Annotated in this window: 10 protein-coding genes; 4 read left to right on the top strand and 6 right to left on the bottom strand. The window is 48.9% G+C overall.

Going from position 1 to position 14249, the window contains the following annotated elements; all coding sequences use genetic code 11:
• Positions 1 to 4 precede the first annotated feature (4 nt).
• From AABK39_RS10720 to AABK39_RS10705, 4 genes are all read left to right on the top strand, one after another.
• Entirely contained in the window at positions 5 to 934 is a 930-nt protein-coding gene (locus AABK39_RS10720) for an aspartate carbamoyltransferase catalytic subunit (RefSeq protein WP_338391345.1), read from the top strand.
• 98 nt (positions 935 to 1032) lie between these two features.
• Positions 1033 to 1572, top strand: coding sequence for an STM3941 family protein (locus AABK39_RS10715; protein ID WP_338391344.1), 540 nt, complete (start codon positions 1033 to 1035; stop codon positions 1570 to 1572).
• Positions 1573 to 1615: 43 nt separating this feature from the next.
• Entirely contained in the window at positions 1616 to 3250 is a 1635-nt protein-coding gene (gene ade, locus AABK39_RS10710) for an adenine deaminase (protein ID WP_338391343.1), read from the top strand.
• A gap of 162 nt (positions 3251 to 3412) precedes the next feature.
• A complete protein-coding gene (locus AABK39_RS10705) occupies positions 3413 to 4909 on the top strand; it encodes an IS5 family transposase (protein ID WP_338391342.1) in 1497 nt (498 codons plus the stop codon).
• 546 nt (positions 4910 to 5455) lie between these two features.
• On the opposite strand, the gene AABK39_RS10700 is transcribed toward AABK39_RS10705, so the two are convergent.
• The 6 genes from AABK39_RS10700 to AABK39_RS10675 all read right to left on the bottom strand — a co-directional run bounded on the left by AABK39_RS10700 (position 5456) and on the right by AABK39_RS10675 (position 14214).
• Positions 5456 to 5818: an arsenate reductase family protein gene (locus AABK39_RS10700; protein WP_338391341.1), complete on the bottom strand. Its 363-nt coding sequence runs from the start codon at positions 5816 to 5818 to the stop codon at positions 5456 to 5458.
• 59 nt (positions 5819 to 5877) lie between these two features.
• A complete protein-coding gene (locus AABK39_RS10695) occupies positions 5878 to 7191 on the bottom strand; it encodes a hypothetical protein (protein ID WP_338391340.1) in 1314 nt (437 codons plus the stop codon).
• 101 nt (positions 7192 to 7292) lie between these two features.
• Entirely contained in the window at positions 7293 to 8297 is a 1005-nt protein-coding gene (gene gap / locus AABK39_RS10690; RefSeq protein ID WP_338391339.1) for a type I glyceraldehyde-3-phosphate dehydrogenase, read from the bottom strand.
• Positions 8298 to 8564: 267 nt separating this feature from the next.
• Positions 8565 to 8975, bottom strand: a complete 411-nt coding sequence (locus tag AABK39_RS10685; RefSeq protein ID WP_338391338.1) for a hypothetical protein — start codon at positions 8973 to 8975, stop codon at positions 8565 to 8567.
• A gap of 84 nt (positions 8976 to 9059) precedes the next feature.
• Positions 9060 to 11744: a helix-turn-helix domain-containing protein gene (locus AABK39_RS10680; RefSeq protein ID WP_338391337.1), complete on the bottom strand. Its 2685-nt coding sequence runs from the start codon at positions 11742 to 11744 to the stop codon at positions 9060 to 9062.
• Positions 11745 to 12069: 325 nt separating this feature from the next.
• A complete protein-coding gene (locus AABK39_RS10675) occupies positions 12070 to 14214 on the bottom strand; it encodes a S9 family peptidase (protein WP_338391336.1) in 2145 nt (714 codons plus the stop codon).
• Positions 14215 to 14249 lie beyond the last annotated feature (35 nt).

Here is a 14249-nt window from a genome sequence, read left to right as displayed (position 1 = left end):
CTAAATGGACCAACTGAGCACCAAACACCTTCTGGGCATTAAGGACCTTACCGAGCAGGATCTGCAATTGATCTTCAGCACGGCCGATCACTTCAAGGAAGTGATCAACAGGCCGATAAAAAAGGTGCCGAGCCTAAGGGACATTACCATTGCCAACGTATTTTTTGAGAATTCTACCCGTACCCGCCTTTCTTTTGAGCTTGCGCAGAAGCGCCTTTCGGCGGACGTTATCAACTTTGCGGCTTCCAACAGTTCCGTAAAAAAGGGTGAAACCCTGCTTGACACGGTCAACAATATCCTTTCAATGAAAGTGGATATGATTGTGATGAGGCATTCCAGCCCCGGAGCGCCCCACTTCTTGGCCAAGCACATCGATGCGCATGTGGTTAACGCCGGAGACGGAACGCACGAGCACCCGACACAGGCTTTGCTGGATACTTTCTCTATCCGCAGACAGCTGGGAGACGTGGCCGGAAAGAAAGTCGTGATCGTGGGAGATATCCTCCACTCTAGGGTGGCGCTTTCCAATATCTTCGCCCTCAAGAAGCTGGGCGCCGAGGTAATGGTTTGCGGACCGTCAACCCTGATTCCGAAGTACATCGATACGTTGGGCGTGAAGGTGTCCCACAACGTAAAAGAGGCTTTGGCTTGGTGCGACGTTGCCAACGTATTGCGTATTCAGCTTGAGCGTCAGCAAATCAAGTACTTTCCGTCATTGCGCGAGTACTCGACCTATTTCGGCGTGAACAAGCAGATTTTGGACGAGCTGGACAAGGAAATAGTGATTATGCACCCGGGCCCGATCAACAGGGGCGTGGAATTGTCGTCGGACGTGGCCGACGCCGATAACGCCATTATCTTGGATCAGGTGGAGAACGGTGTGGCCATACGCATGGCCGTTATATATTTGTTGGCTGGCGGTACCGCCGCTTAGTACAATTCGTAGTAAAAAACGTTTGGCCCGGAGTAATCTTCGGGCTTTTTTGTATTTTGTGTGAAATTTTTAAAACTAAAACCTAAAACACTTTTGCTATGAACGACGCAACAAACATCAAAGTAAACAAACTCAGAATAGCGTTCCCATTAGTCCTTTGTCTACTGTTCATCTTGATGGGCATTAGCCTTGTTTTTCAGAAAAGCACAGACGGTAGCGATGCTTACTTTACTTTTACGAAGGCTATAGGCTATCTGAACATTGGCATGTTCGGGGTGGGTGCGGTGATTCTCTGTTACAGAATGTTTGGCGACAATAGGGGCTTGGTCATGGATCACAGCGGAATAGGGGACTTTACGGGCATTATCCAAAAGCCGGACCTGGTTCGTTGGTCTGATATTACTGGCTTTAAGGTTATCAGACAATTTACGGCCAGGCTTGTAGCCGTGGAGGTGAAAAACCCCGAAGCCTATATCAAAAAACAAAAAAGCGAGTCGGCGCGGCGCAAAGCCGAGGCGGACTTTAAGAAGTACGGAACCCCAGTGTTCCTGAACGCTACGTTTTTGGCGGTTTCCAAAGACAAGCTGATCCAGCAACTGGACGAAGCTTTGGATAAATACGGAAAGAGAAAGAAATAAGAAAGGGCCATGAGCCCTTTTACTATATAAGAGTGTAAAGACAATGCAGGGAAGGATTAAAGGCAATATCGTTGACATTTTTAATAAGGAGATTTACCCGGGTGAGCTGGTTTTCGCCGAAGGCAAAATAACTGAAGTCAAGCGCTTGGAGGCCGAAACGGTACTTGAGCGCTACATCATGCCCGGTTTTGTTGACGCCCACGTGCATGTGGAAAGCTCGATGCTGGTGCCTTCCGAATTCGCCCGTATGGCGGTGTGTCACGGGACGGTGGCTACGGTGTCGGATCCGCACGAGATTGCCAACGTCTTGGGCGTGGACGGCGTGGATTTTATGGTGGAGAACGGCAAGCAAGTGCCGTTCAAATTTTTCTTCGGGGCGCCGTCGTGCGTTCCGGCCACTGTGCACGAGACGGCGGGCGCCGTAATCGATGTGGAGGGAGTCCGTGAGCTTTTGGGCCGTGAGGATATTCATTATCTGGCCGAAATGATGAACTGGCCGGGCGTGTTGGCCCGTGACGGGGAAGTGATGGCCAAGATAAAAGCCGCCCATGATGCCGGAAAGCCGGTGGACGGCCACGCTCCCCAACTGAGGGGAGAGCAGGCCAAGGCCTACGCCGAGGCGGGAATCACCACCGACCACGAGTGCGTAAGCGAAGCCGAAGCCAGGGACAAGCTGATCCACGGAGTGAAAGTGCAGATACGCGAAGGCTCGGCGGCCAAAAACTACGAGGCGCTGAAGCCCCTGATATCCGAGCACGCCGACCGGATGATGTTCTGCATGGACGACACGCACCCCAATCACCTGATCGACGGGCATATCAATACTTTGGTGCGCAGGGCCTTGGCCGACGGCTTCGACCTGTTTGATGTGTTGAGGATGGTGACACTCAATCCCGTTGAGCACTATAAGCTTGACGTGGGCTTGCTAAGGGAAGGCGACGAGGCCGATTTTATTGTAACGGACGGCACGGGCGTGGATTTCGAAGTCTTGGGCACGTACATCAGCGGGGAACGTGTGGCTGAAGAGGGCCGGACGTTGATCGGTCCTGTGGAGGTGGAGCCGGTGAACAGGTTTGTGTCGAGGGAAATCCTTCCCGATGCGTTTGGGCTGGAAGCCAAGACCGACAAAATGCGGGTGGTCACAGTGGAAGACGGCCAAATAGTGACTGGCCAAGAGATAATGTCCGTAAAGGAAAAAGACGGAATGGCCGTGGCCGATCCCGAAACGGACGTGCTGAAGCTGGCCGTGATCAGCCGTTATGACGACAAACCGCCTGCCGTGGCCTTTATCCGGGGTTTTGGCTTCGGGGCCGGGGCGGTAGCCTCCACAGTGGCGCACGATTCGCACAATATCATCGCCGTGGGGGCGGACGACGAGTCTATGGCCAAGGCCGTAAACGTCCTGATGGAATCGAAGGGTGGCCTAAGCGTGGTCGGTGATGCCGGAACGGATGTGTTGCCGTTGCCGGTGGCTGGCTTGATGTCGGCGCAAGACGGATTTGAGCTGGCCGGCGAATATGACGAAATAGTCAGGAAGGCCGGGGAGCTGGGCACGCGGTTGCACGATCCGTTTATGACGCTTTCGTTTATGGCTTTGCTGGTTATCCCTGAGCTGAAACTCTCTGATCAGGGGCTGTTCGACGGCAGGAAATTCGAGTTTGTGGACCTGTTTGTATAATCGGGACCGTCTGTCTTTTCGAAAAATACTTTAGGGTTTACTGAAAAAGTAAAAACCACAAGATTATCAGTGGATTAGGTAGCTTGTTTCCCTTTCCAAAGCACAGGGAATATTCGTAAATTGGCCTTAGAAAGGACTGAGAGCATTTTTTCCCTTGCACCTATGATCAAGACAAGTTCCTCGCAATTGAGTATAGAAGGTTTTTTGGACCCGGAAATAGGGCGCCTTAACCCGGAAAACAGATGGGTGAAGTTGGCCAACTCCATCCCCTGGGCGGAATTGGGTTTGGTCTACGAATCGAAAATGTCGACGGGCAAGGGCAGTCCGTGCAAACCGGCCCGGCTGGTCATCGGCGCGCTGATCGTGAAGCATAAGCTGAACGTTTCGGACGCCGAGGCGATAGAACAAATCAAAGAAAATCCGTATCTCCAGTATTTCGTGGGACTCGGCTCGTTCACCACGGAAAAGGCCTTTGACCCTTCGCTGTTCACGACGGTCCGCAAGCGGCTCGGGTACGGGGATTTTAACAGGATGAGTTCGCTTTTGCAACACGAGGGGATCCGTATTGCGGAGGGCGATCGGGATGAAGGGTCCAAAGACGGGCATTCCGGGGACGCCGAAGATGACAAGCGGGTTGTCTCCTGCGACGCGACGGTGGCGCCGCAAGAGATTCCATACCCCACGGACCTTGGGCTGTTGGCTACGGCGAGGGTGCAGTCGGAGAAAATCATCGACCTCCTTTGGCCCGTCGCCAGGGATTCCGGTTTATCCAAAAAGCCCCGGACTTACCGGGATAAAGCCCATAGGGAATATGTCGGGGCGACGAGAAAAAAGAGGAAAGGAGCCGAATTCTGGCGCGTGTGCGCACGCCGACAGCTGAATTATCTGGAACGGAACCTACGGCATATCGACAGCCTCATAGAGGCCAACAAGGGCGTTATACGCCTAAAAAGCAGGTTTTTGAAGATTCTGATGGTGCTTCACGAAATCGCCAGGCAACAGTCGCTCATGCTGGAGACCGGTGCCAACAGGGTGGACGGCCGCATCGTGAACGTCTTCCAGCCCCATGTCCGGCCGATAGTCCGGGGCAAAAACGGAAGCGACACCGAGTTCGGCGCCAAATTGTCCGTAAGCCTTCACGAAGGCTATTCCTATCTGGACAAGGCGCAATGGGACGCTTACTACGAGGGTGACGCGGAAGTGATCCGCGGGCACATCGACAGTTTCGGGGAGAGAAACCCGGAAATGAAGCTCGGCAAATTCGTCGGGGACAAGATTTACGGAAACAGGAACGCCCGGCAGACCATGTCCGGCGCGGGTGTGGAATTCGTGGGCTCCCCGTTGGGAAGGCCTCCCTCAAGTCCCGAAAAAATCAGGGAACGCAAGGAAAACCGGACGCTTCACCAACGGCACCGGAGCAGGGCGGAAGGAAAATTCGGGGAAGTGAAACGGGGACACGGATTGGACAAAATACAGGCAAGGAGAGCGGACACTTCGCTTTCATGGATCGCCTGCATTTTCTTCGTGGCCAACTTGAAAAGATTTCAGAGCGAAATCTTTTTTGACCTTGTTTTCTTGAGCTGGAAATACGGGATATGGCTTCAAGACGGCGACAAGAAACAGGAAAAGACTGTCTGGCAAAATATCCTAGCTGGGTAGCCCTCTGGGCTTTTTCAGTAAACCCTACTTTACGCCCTTTCGGTGATATCCGTGGGGCGTTTTCTATGCTTCACCCTACGGACTCTTAGTTTTGGTGCTGTTTTCAGGATTATCTGACACGGCGTATTCCGCTAAATAAACGTCTGTCCGACAGGTTGTTTCCCGTTAACCTTCGGAGTTGTATATTGAGAAGAGGGAGAGATGCCCTATGCAAAACTTTCGGTAGAACTATCGAAAGTTTTTTTGTATTATAAGAAGTTTAAAAAATCATCAGTGAGAAATTTCACTTTCATACGTGCGATTGAAACAGATGAGACGTATGTTTTGAAAAAATCAGACTGTATTTTAGAGTGTTTTTCAGTCTCATTTTTTTCGTACATACGTCTCAATTTTCCAATTCTCACTGCTGATAAGAAAGAAGCTTACGTGTCGTAAGTCCGTTTCGTTACTGTTATCTGGCAAAACCTTACTTGGTGTTGCCCTATAAGTCAGTGCCGACGCTTCTAAACCACAGTGTGATATTTTTAGATAAGACTGGGAATGACATTAGATCAAAGTCCCGCCCAGTTTTTGGCCTATGGCCAATACGGTCTTCTTGGAGTTTCCGATAAAAATCTCGTCGTTGAGAATAAAAACGGGACGCTTAAGGAAGGTGTATTCTTCCAGTATATACTTTTTGAAATCTTCCTCGCCCAGATTTTTATCCTTCAGTTTCAGTTCGCGGTATTTACGGGCCACTTTGCTGAAAAGCTTCTCGTAACTGCCGGCCATCTTCCGCATTTCTTCCAGTTGTTCCTCAGTGATTTTTTCGGTTTTGATGTCCTGCTTCTCAATTTCGTCACTGATGTTAAGCTCTTTCAGTATGCGTTTGCAGGTGTCACATGTGGATAAATAATATACTTTTCTCATCGTTTATAGGTTTTGTGACGAAAATACGATGAAAATCGGACGGGAAAAGGGATTGAAAGCTATAAATTGGGGTTTTCTCCGTAATAACAATCCATGTCGCGGTGCAGGGCGAAAATATAGCGGAACGTGCTGGCCGCATACGCCAGAGCGTCGCGGACGCCCTGTTCCTTTTTGCCCGACCGGAATTCGATCACGGGAGCCGGCACGCCGAATATGGTGTCGGTTTTGTCGCCGAACGCTCCCATCGATTCCAACTCATAGGCCCGCAGGCGGTTGGGGAAGTGTCTTTTTGTGAGAAGATCCCGCCCGCGGGTCATCTCCACTAGCCAATCCTTTCGGCTCAGGGCACTCAGGTTGTTGTGGTGGACGGGAGCTTTTTCCTTAAAAATACCGCCCTCGAATACCGGTTTGGAGAGATCCCGCATATCCTCGGGCACTGATGCGGAGACGATATCGAGCCAAATGCGACAGTCTTCCTCTCTGAGTATTTCCTTTTCGTCTTCGGGGAGAATATCGAACATACGGGCGAAATCCGTCCGGGCCAGAAAAGCGGTGAACGCCTTGGCGTATGTCCGCGACCCGAAGCTCCCTTCGACCAAGTAGAAAAGTACCATAGTCAGGAAGCCTTTGAACGAACTGCTGAAACGGTCGCCCCACATCTCCTCGATTTGCTTGACGGTGATATCGACGGAATTGACGACATAGCGGGCGTCGTGTGGCGAGCCTTCTTTGAAATTCCCTGTTTCTTGGTCGCTGTGCAGGAACTTGCGTCCCAGTTGCTTGCGGTATTCCTCGCGCGCGGATTCCTGTTCGGTCGGCGCCGCCAGATCGTCGAAGAGTTTGTGAAGCTTGTCCAGCCTTATCCCCGCCGACGCCTGCGGGAAAATCTTTGGCTCCTGCTTGTCAACGGGCATGCCTATTCGGGCTTCGGGGCTTTTGACTTGACCGTAGCGTTTGAACATCTCCATAGGCAATACCTTTACGTTGCCTATGCGTGTGCCGGGCGCGGATTGGACAAAGTAGAGGAACTCCTGGATCTTTGGTAACACTTCCAGTAGCTTCTTATAGCCCGATACGCTTTCGTGAAAAGGAATGGTTTCCAGCTCTAGGTGTGAGGTTCTGTCTTCGTTGGCGTCGGTTTTCGCTGTCCAAAAGTCACTCTCAAATAGTGTGTGCCCTATTTTGTAATAGGTTTCGGCTTCCTCTTCGGCCGGAGTCAGGGGCGTTTCCGGCGGGTCGTATCTACGGAACACTCCCCAGTTCGGCACTTCAAACTCAAAGCCTATATCGCATTGGATAGGCTGTTGCGAGTTTGGTGAGCTCTTGGTCTGATTGCGTGTGTATTGTTTTGGCCGTTCTCTCTTTTGGAACATCAGTAGGGGAGTCCGTTCCGGAAAGTGGAGGCCCAAACCGTGCCGAAACGAAAAAGCCCCGCCAAAAGGCAGGGCTTTTATATTTTTGAAAGGCGTTTACCTTACAAAGAAGCGATGTGAGCTACCAAATCAACTACTTTGTTAGAGTAACCCCACTCGTTGTCGTACCAAGAAACAACTTTCACGAAGTTGTCGTTCAAAGCGATACCGGCAGCGGCGTCGAAAGTAGAAGTGTGCGCGTCAGAAACGAAGTCCTGAGAAACAACAGCCTCTTCAGTGTAAGCCAAAACGCCAGCCATAGAAGTTTCAGAAGCTTCTTTCATAGCGGCTTTGATCTCTTCGTAAGAAGCGCCTTTCTCCAAACGAACAGTCAAATCAACTACAGAAACGTCAGCGGTAGGGACGCGGAAAGCCATACCAGTCAACTTACCGTTGAGTGAAGGGATAACTTTACCTACGGCCTTAGCAGCGCCAGTAGAAGAAGGGATAATGTTGTTGATGGCAGAACGTCCACCTCTCCAGTCCTTCATAGAAGGTCCGTCAACAGTCTTCTGAGTAGCGGTAGCGGCGTGAACAGTAGTCATCAAACCTTCCAAGATACCGAACTTGTCGTTCAATACTTTAGCTACAGGAGCCAAGCAGTTAGTAGTACAAGAAGCGTTCGATACGATAGTGTCCTCTGGCTTAACCTCAGTGTGGTTAACGCCCATTACGAACATTGGAGTGTCGTCCTTAGAAGGAGCAGACAATACAACTTTCTTAGCGCCAGCTTGGATGTGCTTCTCTGCAGTTTCTTTAGTCAAGAAGAAACCAGTAGACTCAACAACGTACTCAGCTGAGATTGCTCCCCAGTTCAGGTTAGCAGGGTCTCTTTCAGCTGTAACGCGGATAGTTTTGCCGTTTACAACCAAGTTCCCGTCTTCAACGGCTACAGTACCGCCGAATTTTCCGTGAACTGAATCGTACTTGAGCATGTATGCGATGTAATCTACATCAAGCAAGTCGTTGATTCCAACAACTTCGATATTTTCTCTCTCCTGGATGGCGCGGAAAACCAGACGACCAATACGTCCGAATCCGTTGATACCAACTTTAATAGTAGACATCAGCTTAAGTTTTAATTGTTAGACTGAATATTGAACAACACAAAATTACAATTCAACTCTCGAAAAACAACCCGCAAGCTCAGGCAATTAATATGATTTGTGTCATATTTTCGGAAGGCTTTGCGCCTTGTTCCAATTCCTGTTTTTCTAACTTGTTAATATACAGCGCTCTTGGAAACTGTGTACGGGAAAGGCCCCGAAGGTTTCCGGCGGTTGTTTTTCTCAAACATAAAAGCCTTTTGTTGCGGGATTGTTTGCTGAGGGCGTTTATTGCTTTAGCGGGTGCCGTGTGGCAAACATACCGCCCATATAGGCCAGTGGTATTACCGGTATCCAAGACACTATTTTGAACCACATTGGATAGGGTAGGGTGACGAATTGCATAACGGCCATCGCCGTGAGCAAAGCGCCGGTCACAATGCTTGTCAGCGCGCCTTTTTCGCCTTTTACGGTAATGGAAGTCCAGCCGCCAACCCATCCGCTGGCGCCTGAGGAGATAATAAGGGCGATAAGCGAGGCCAAGGGCATGTTTTCTATGTATTGGCGGAGCTGCTCCGCTTGTTCGGGACTAGGAGACGGAGGCGGAGCGAAGACCGCCTCGGTAATGGCCTCTATCAAGTATGTGGTTGCCCATCCGCCAATAAAACCGGCGATAACGGAAATGGTGTTTTTAAACATCTGGTTGTTGAGTTACTCGCAATTAGCCTATTTCGTGTTGAATAATTGTACTTTTGAACGCTTGTCGGCATTCATAGTATAGTACTATTCACGGTGTTCTTTTTGTGCGACTGCATTGGGTTTTTGCCTTCTGGAATATTCCGATGGCGAAGCGCCGAAGTGTTTTTTGAAAACTTTGCTAAAATATCTCGGGTCCGAAAAGCCTACGGCATAGGCCACTTCCGATACGTTCATGTCGCCTTGTTCAAGTAATTCCTTGGCTTTTCCGAATCGGATATCCTTTATATATTCCGAACCGGATTGGTTGGTGACCTGTTTGATCTTCACAAAAAAGCTTGTTCGGCTCATTCCGGTTGCTTTCAGCAATGTGTCAATCTTGAAGTCAGGGTCCGAGAGGTTTGCTTTGGTGATCCGGTCGACCGTGGCTAGGAATTCAAGGTCCTTTTTCCCTTTGGCAAGGGTTTCCGCCGTTTGCTTTTCCGTATCGGGTTCGGTTTCCGTATTTGGCGTTTTTCTTTTTTGCGAATAAAACCAGATTCCTACAACGATTATCGCCAAAATGATGCCCCCGGAAATGTAATAGATATAACCGATCGGTTTAAGAACTACGATCGTCAGTTTCTGTGTAGCTTTCGAACCGTGACCAAATGGTGAGAAAGCACCCAATGCGATTTCCGTATTGCCGTATGGCAAATTATTAAGGCTTAATTTACCGTCGTCGATTAGATGCTCAGTTGTGTCGGCCAACGAAGTGTAAAAGTAGGAGATGGCTTCGCTACGATATTCGCCAGGGATATACAGATCCAGATTGACGCTTGTTAGCTTTGACTTGGCCTCGATTTCCAGCGTGGTGGCTTTCTCATCGTCTTTCAGCGTATATTTTTCGTTTTGGCTTGTCGAAATATTGCGGAACCGGATGTTTGGCTTTTTGTCAAATTTGTCCGCAATGGAAAGAGGGAAAACTATAACCCCTTGATTTTCTGATCCGGCATATACTTTTCCTTGATGAAAAGTCAAAACGTCGATATTCAGTTTGATGCCTTTCAGGTCAGGGTGTTTTCCCAAGTTGAAAACAGTGCTGTCTTTTGGGTTGTAGCAAACGATTTCCTTAAATGAATTGAGCCAAATCCTACCTTTCGGGTCGATGTTCATTCCCCGCCATAAGATTCTGTTGTGGAAGGGTACTGTTCGTTTCTCGAATCTTTTTCCTACCTCATCATATTCGAATAAGAATTGCCTCCCGAGCAACCATATGCTACTGTCGGGAGCGGTACGACCAGCGGATATATTGACTGAAATGCCTTTGCCTTTCCCCATTTGGGAGAAACGCCTCCTTGATGGATCATAAATTTCGACTCCTGCCGGTGACCTGAACCAAACTTTACCCGTTTTGTCCGTGAAGATAGGGTGGGCATGATTTGAGGATGGGCCTCGGCTACCGTTTCCTGCGGTATAAATCGTTGGTTTTCGCCAGTCATCTCCTTTAGGGAACCTGTAGAGGCCGTTTCCGGGGAGTGAGAACCAAATATCCCCTCGTTTGTCGATAGTGAACGAATTGAAATTACTTTGAGGCGAAGACTTGCTGTCTTGAGGTCTGTAATGCTCGTATTTACCGGTTTTAGGATCAAAAATATTGATTGTGCGGTCATGCGGAACTATCCAAATCTTTCCTTGGCCGTCGTCTAGGATACTGTTCAGGTATGGGTACGAAAGGTTGCTTTTTTTGGGATCGAAAAATTCTCTTGAGGAATCTTTAGTGGAAAACTTGAAGAACCCTCCACCTGAAGTGCCAGAGGAAATCCAGATATCGTCGCCTGAAGGCGAAATACATGAAACGCCGCGGTTTCCGAACCAACCGGTTTCCGCCACTTCAGTAGAAAGCCCGGTGATATAATCTGGGTATAGCTCAATGACATCGACGCCATTGCCGAATGTGCCTGACCAAACTGTCCCGTTTTTGTCAGCGTAAAGGCTCCGTGTGTCATTTTCGGTTACGGTGGGGCCTTGTGAATCGCTGAGGAAACGTCGGAATTTTATTTTTCCATCCTCTTCCCTTACCAAGTTGAGCCCGGCGGAGCGGGTTCCAATCCAGATATTTCCGAAAACGTCTTTGGTCAAAGCCATGATTTCATCGGAACTGATTGATTGCGGATTGTCAGTTTCTTGGTTAAACAGGGAAATTTGTCCCGATTTTTTGTCGTAAAGGCCGAGTCCCAAGAATTCGGTTCCGAACCAGACCCTGTCTTTCTCGAAAATGGCGTCGGTTACAGTCGATCCGAAATAAAACAGAGGATGAAGCGTATTCGCTTTGCGATCGATCGTGTAGATCCCTTTGTCGCTTAGGGCGTATAATTTCCCAGCGTTGAGCACGACTTTGTTGAACGTCACTGGAGCACCTGAATATTCCGGTGGTTGTATCTTTTCTATCTTGTCCGGCGAGTGCGTTTCCAATCGATAAATAGAACCCAGTGATACAGTCCAGAGTGTAGAGCTGTCGGTAAATACTACGGATTCTACATTGAATCTCGGTCGGATAAAAGTTGCAGAATCCAGCTCAGGAGAGACAAGGCGGAGGCCTTTTTGCCCGCCAATATAAATGTCTCCTTTAGGTGTGGCGCAAATACTTTTCAGATTATCCCATTGCGATAGTGTAGCGATTTTTAGGCTTTTTAGAGCCTGCCCGTCATGTCGGATTACGGTCGAGTTAGTGATCATCCAGATATTTCCGGCCGGATCTTGGGTTATTTGGCGAACATGCTTTTCCGCCATGTCAGCCTCCACAGTGAGGTTTCGAAACCGGAAAGATTGCCCCCAAACAGAGGTTGAGATGAGGGACAGGATAAAGTATATAAATATTTTAGAATTGGAGCGCATATATTAAACAATCCTGATGATTGAAAAACGGCAGAGTTCGCCACACGTAAAAATAACAAAATATTGGAAGCAGGCACCCAAAAAATCGACGTCCGAATCGCTAAAACGAGTCGCTCGGAGTTTTTTAAGCTTATGAGCTAGGCTTGCGACATATGTGACAGAGTACGGTTTAAAAAAAGCCCGACTAGAAGGCCGGGCTTTGAGTTTGGTTTTATCAGATTCAGTCGTTGAGTTTGTCATCGACGTAATCAAGTACTTTTTGCATAAGGTGGATTCTGTCGTATCCGCGAACGTTATGTTTGTGCCCTGGGTAAACGAAGTAATCCATTTGCTTGCTGTTTTTCACGCAGTTTTCGATAAACATTAAGCTGTGCTGGATAACCACAACGTCGTCCTCAAGGCCGTGGATCATCAGAAGATCACCGTTGAGGTTTTTCGTTTTATCAAGAAGGCTGGCTTGCGCATATCCTTCCGGGTTTTGCTGAGGAGTGTCCATGTAACGTTCAGTGTACATGATCTCATAATAACTCCAATCGATTACTGGACCGCCGGCCACACCCACTTTGAAAGTGCCTGGGGATTTGACCATCAGGGAAGTGGTCATGAATCCGCCGTAGCTCCAGCCAAAAACTCCAAGGCGATCGCCGTCCACATAAGGCTGAGATTTGAGGTAGTCAACTCCTTTGAGTTGGTCCTTGATCTCAATCTCGCCAAGACGACGGAAAGTCACTTGCTCAAACTCGCGTCCGCGGTTCTCGGATCCACGGCTGTCCATAGTGAAGATAATATAGCCTTTTTGCGCCATATACTGCATCCAAAGTGAGATGCCTCCGTTCCAGCGGTTGCGAATCAGCTGAGCGTTAGGTCCGCCGTACACGTAAACGAGTACCGGGTACTGCTTAGACTCGTCGAAGTTAGCGGGTTTAATCATACGGCAGTTCAAAGGAGTGCCGTCGTCTGCTTTGATCTGGAAAATCTCGATAGGGCTGACGTTATAATCCGCAAGCGGGTTTTTCGCTTTCAGGATGTTTTTCGTCTGCTTGCCGTAGAGGCTGATAACGTCGATGTCATGCGGAGTTTCAACCGAACTGAAATCGGCGATAAGCTGATTTGTGGTTTTGTTGAGTTTTACGGAATAATTACCGCTGCGAGTCGTAATCTTACGCTGTTTTCCAGTGCGAACGTCCGCAATGTATACTTGGCGGTCAAGACCGAGATTGTCGGTTCCTACCACTACGATTTTGCGTCCGGCTTTGTCAAAACCGATGATGTCGGTTACGGCCCAAGGACCTTTCGTTACTTGGTTAAGGAGTTTTCCTTCGGTGTTGTAACGGTAAAGGTGAGTGAATCCGTCACGCTCGCTTTCCCAAAGAAATTCGTTCGAATTTTTAGGCAAGAACATGATCGGGTGCAAAGGCTGGATATATTTTTCGGCGTTCTCTTCGAAAAGAGTGGCTTCGAGCTCGCCTGTCGCTACATTGTAGCGGTTCATTGCCAAGTGGTTTTGGTCGCGGTTAAGAATGGCGATATAAACGTATTTCTCGTCCGGACTCCACTGTACGTTTGTCAAGTATTGGTCTTTGTCGCCAGTTTTGAGGTAAACGGTTTTTCCGGAACGGAAATCGTGAATGGCCAAAGTCACTTTCTCGTTTTTCATGCCGGCCATCGGGTATTTGATGGCGTCGTTTGTAGCGGGACGAGTGTGGATATTCGTGATCGGGTAATCGGTTACCTGAGTCTGGTCATTGCGGTAGAAGGCGAGGAGGTTGCCTTCTGGCGACCAAAATGTACCTTTGTGTACGCCGAATTCGTTTCTATGAACGACTTTTCCGTAAACGATGGCCTTGTTGTCTTCGTCAGAAAGGGCTTTGATGTTGCCGTTGTCATTTACGAAGAGGTTATTTTCGATAGTATAAGCCAAGCGTTTCGCTTTCGGGCTGAAATCTTGGTTTTCGCCACCTTTTTCCGAAGCGATAAGCTTTTCGGCCTTTTTCGATTCGGTGTTATAGCTGAAATACCCTGATGCGGTTTTGAAAGAAAAGCTTTTCGGGTTTTCCCATGTAATAGCAGGGAACCTCTTTTGTCCAGAAAGATTGGAGTTAGAGGCTTTAATGTCGTCGAGGGAAGCGATTGCGGTGGGTTCGCCTTTTCGGGCCGAAACCATCAACTCATTGTCTTTGACGAAGGAATAAGAGGACGAGCCTTTTACCCATTGAAGCTGGTCAACCCGCTCGGGGGCCAAGTTAAACCATTGTCCGATGACGGCGTCATCGATGGTGAGGTCTTTTTTCTGCGCATTGGCCGATACCGCAAAGAAGATCAGTAGGGCAAGGGCTTGTAGAAAGAGCCTGGATTTTTGAATCATGCTAAAGGTTGGTTAAAGAATTATCCGTTGCCGTT

The organism is Fulvitalea axinellae (assembly GCF_036492835.1).
Classification (GTDB): domain Bacteria; phylum Bacteroidota; class Bacteroidia; order Cytophagales; family Cyclobacteriaceae; genus Fulvitalea; species Fulvitalea axinellae.
Note: the sequence above shows the minus strand (reverse complement) of the source record. Positions and strands in the feature narration are given on the sequence as shown.

What these genes read in the sequence shown, in the direction of transcription:
- AABK39_RS10720 (WP_338391345.1), top strand. Translation starts at nt 5, where the DNA reads ATGGACCAACTGAGCACCAAACACCTTCTGGGCATTAAGGACCTTACC.
- AABK39_RS10715 (WP_338391344.1), top strand. Translation starts at nt 1,033, where the DNA reads ATGAACGACGCAACAAACATCAAAGTAAACAAACTCAGAATAGCGTTC.
- ade (WP_338391343.1), top strand. Translation starts at nt 1,616, where the DNA reads ATGCAGGGAAGGATTAAAGGCAATATCGTTGACATTTTTAATAAGGAG.
- AABK39_RS10705 (WP_338391342.1), top strand. Translation starts at nt 3,413, where the DNA reads ATGATCAAGACAAGTTCCTCGCAATTGAGTATAGAAGGTTTTTTGGAC.
- AABK39_RS10700 (WP_338391341.1), bottom strand. Translation starts at nt 5,818, where the DNA reads ATGAGAAAAGTATATTATTTATCCACATGTGACACCTGCAAACGCATA.
- AABK39_RS10695 (WP_338391340.1), bottom strand. Translation starts at nt 7,191, where the DNA reads ATGTTCCAAAAGAGAGAACGGCCAAAACAATACACACGCAATCAGACC.
- gap (WP_338391339.1), bottom strand. Translation starts at nt 8,297, where the DNA reads ATGTCTACTATTAAAGTTGGTATCAACGGATTCGGACGTATTGGTCGT.
- AABK39_RS10685 (WP_338391338.1), bottom strand. Translation starts at nt 8,975, where the DNA reads ATGTTTAAAAACACCATTTCCGTTATCGCCGGTTTTATTGGCGGATGG.
- AABK39_RS10680 (WP_338391337.1), bottom strand. Translation starts at nt 11,744, where the DNA reads ATGGCGGAAAAGCATGTTCGCCAAATAACCCAAGATCCGGCCGGAAAT.
- AABK39_RS10675 (WP_338391336.1), bottom strand. Translation starts at nt 14,214, where the DNA reads ATGATTCAAAAATCCAGGCTCTTTCTACAAGCCCTTGCCCTACTGATC.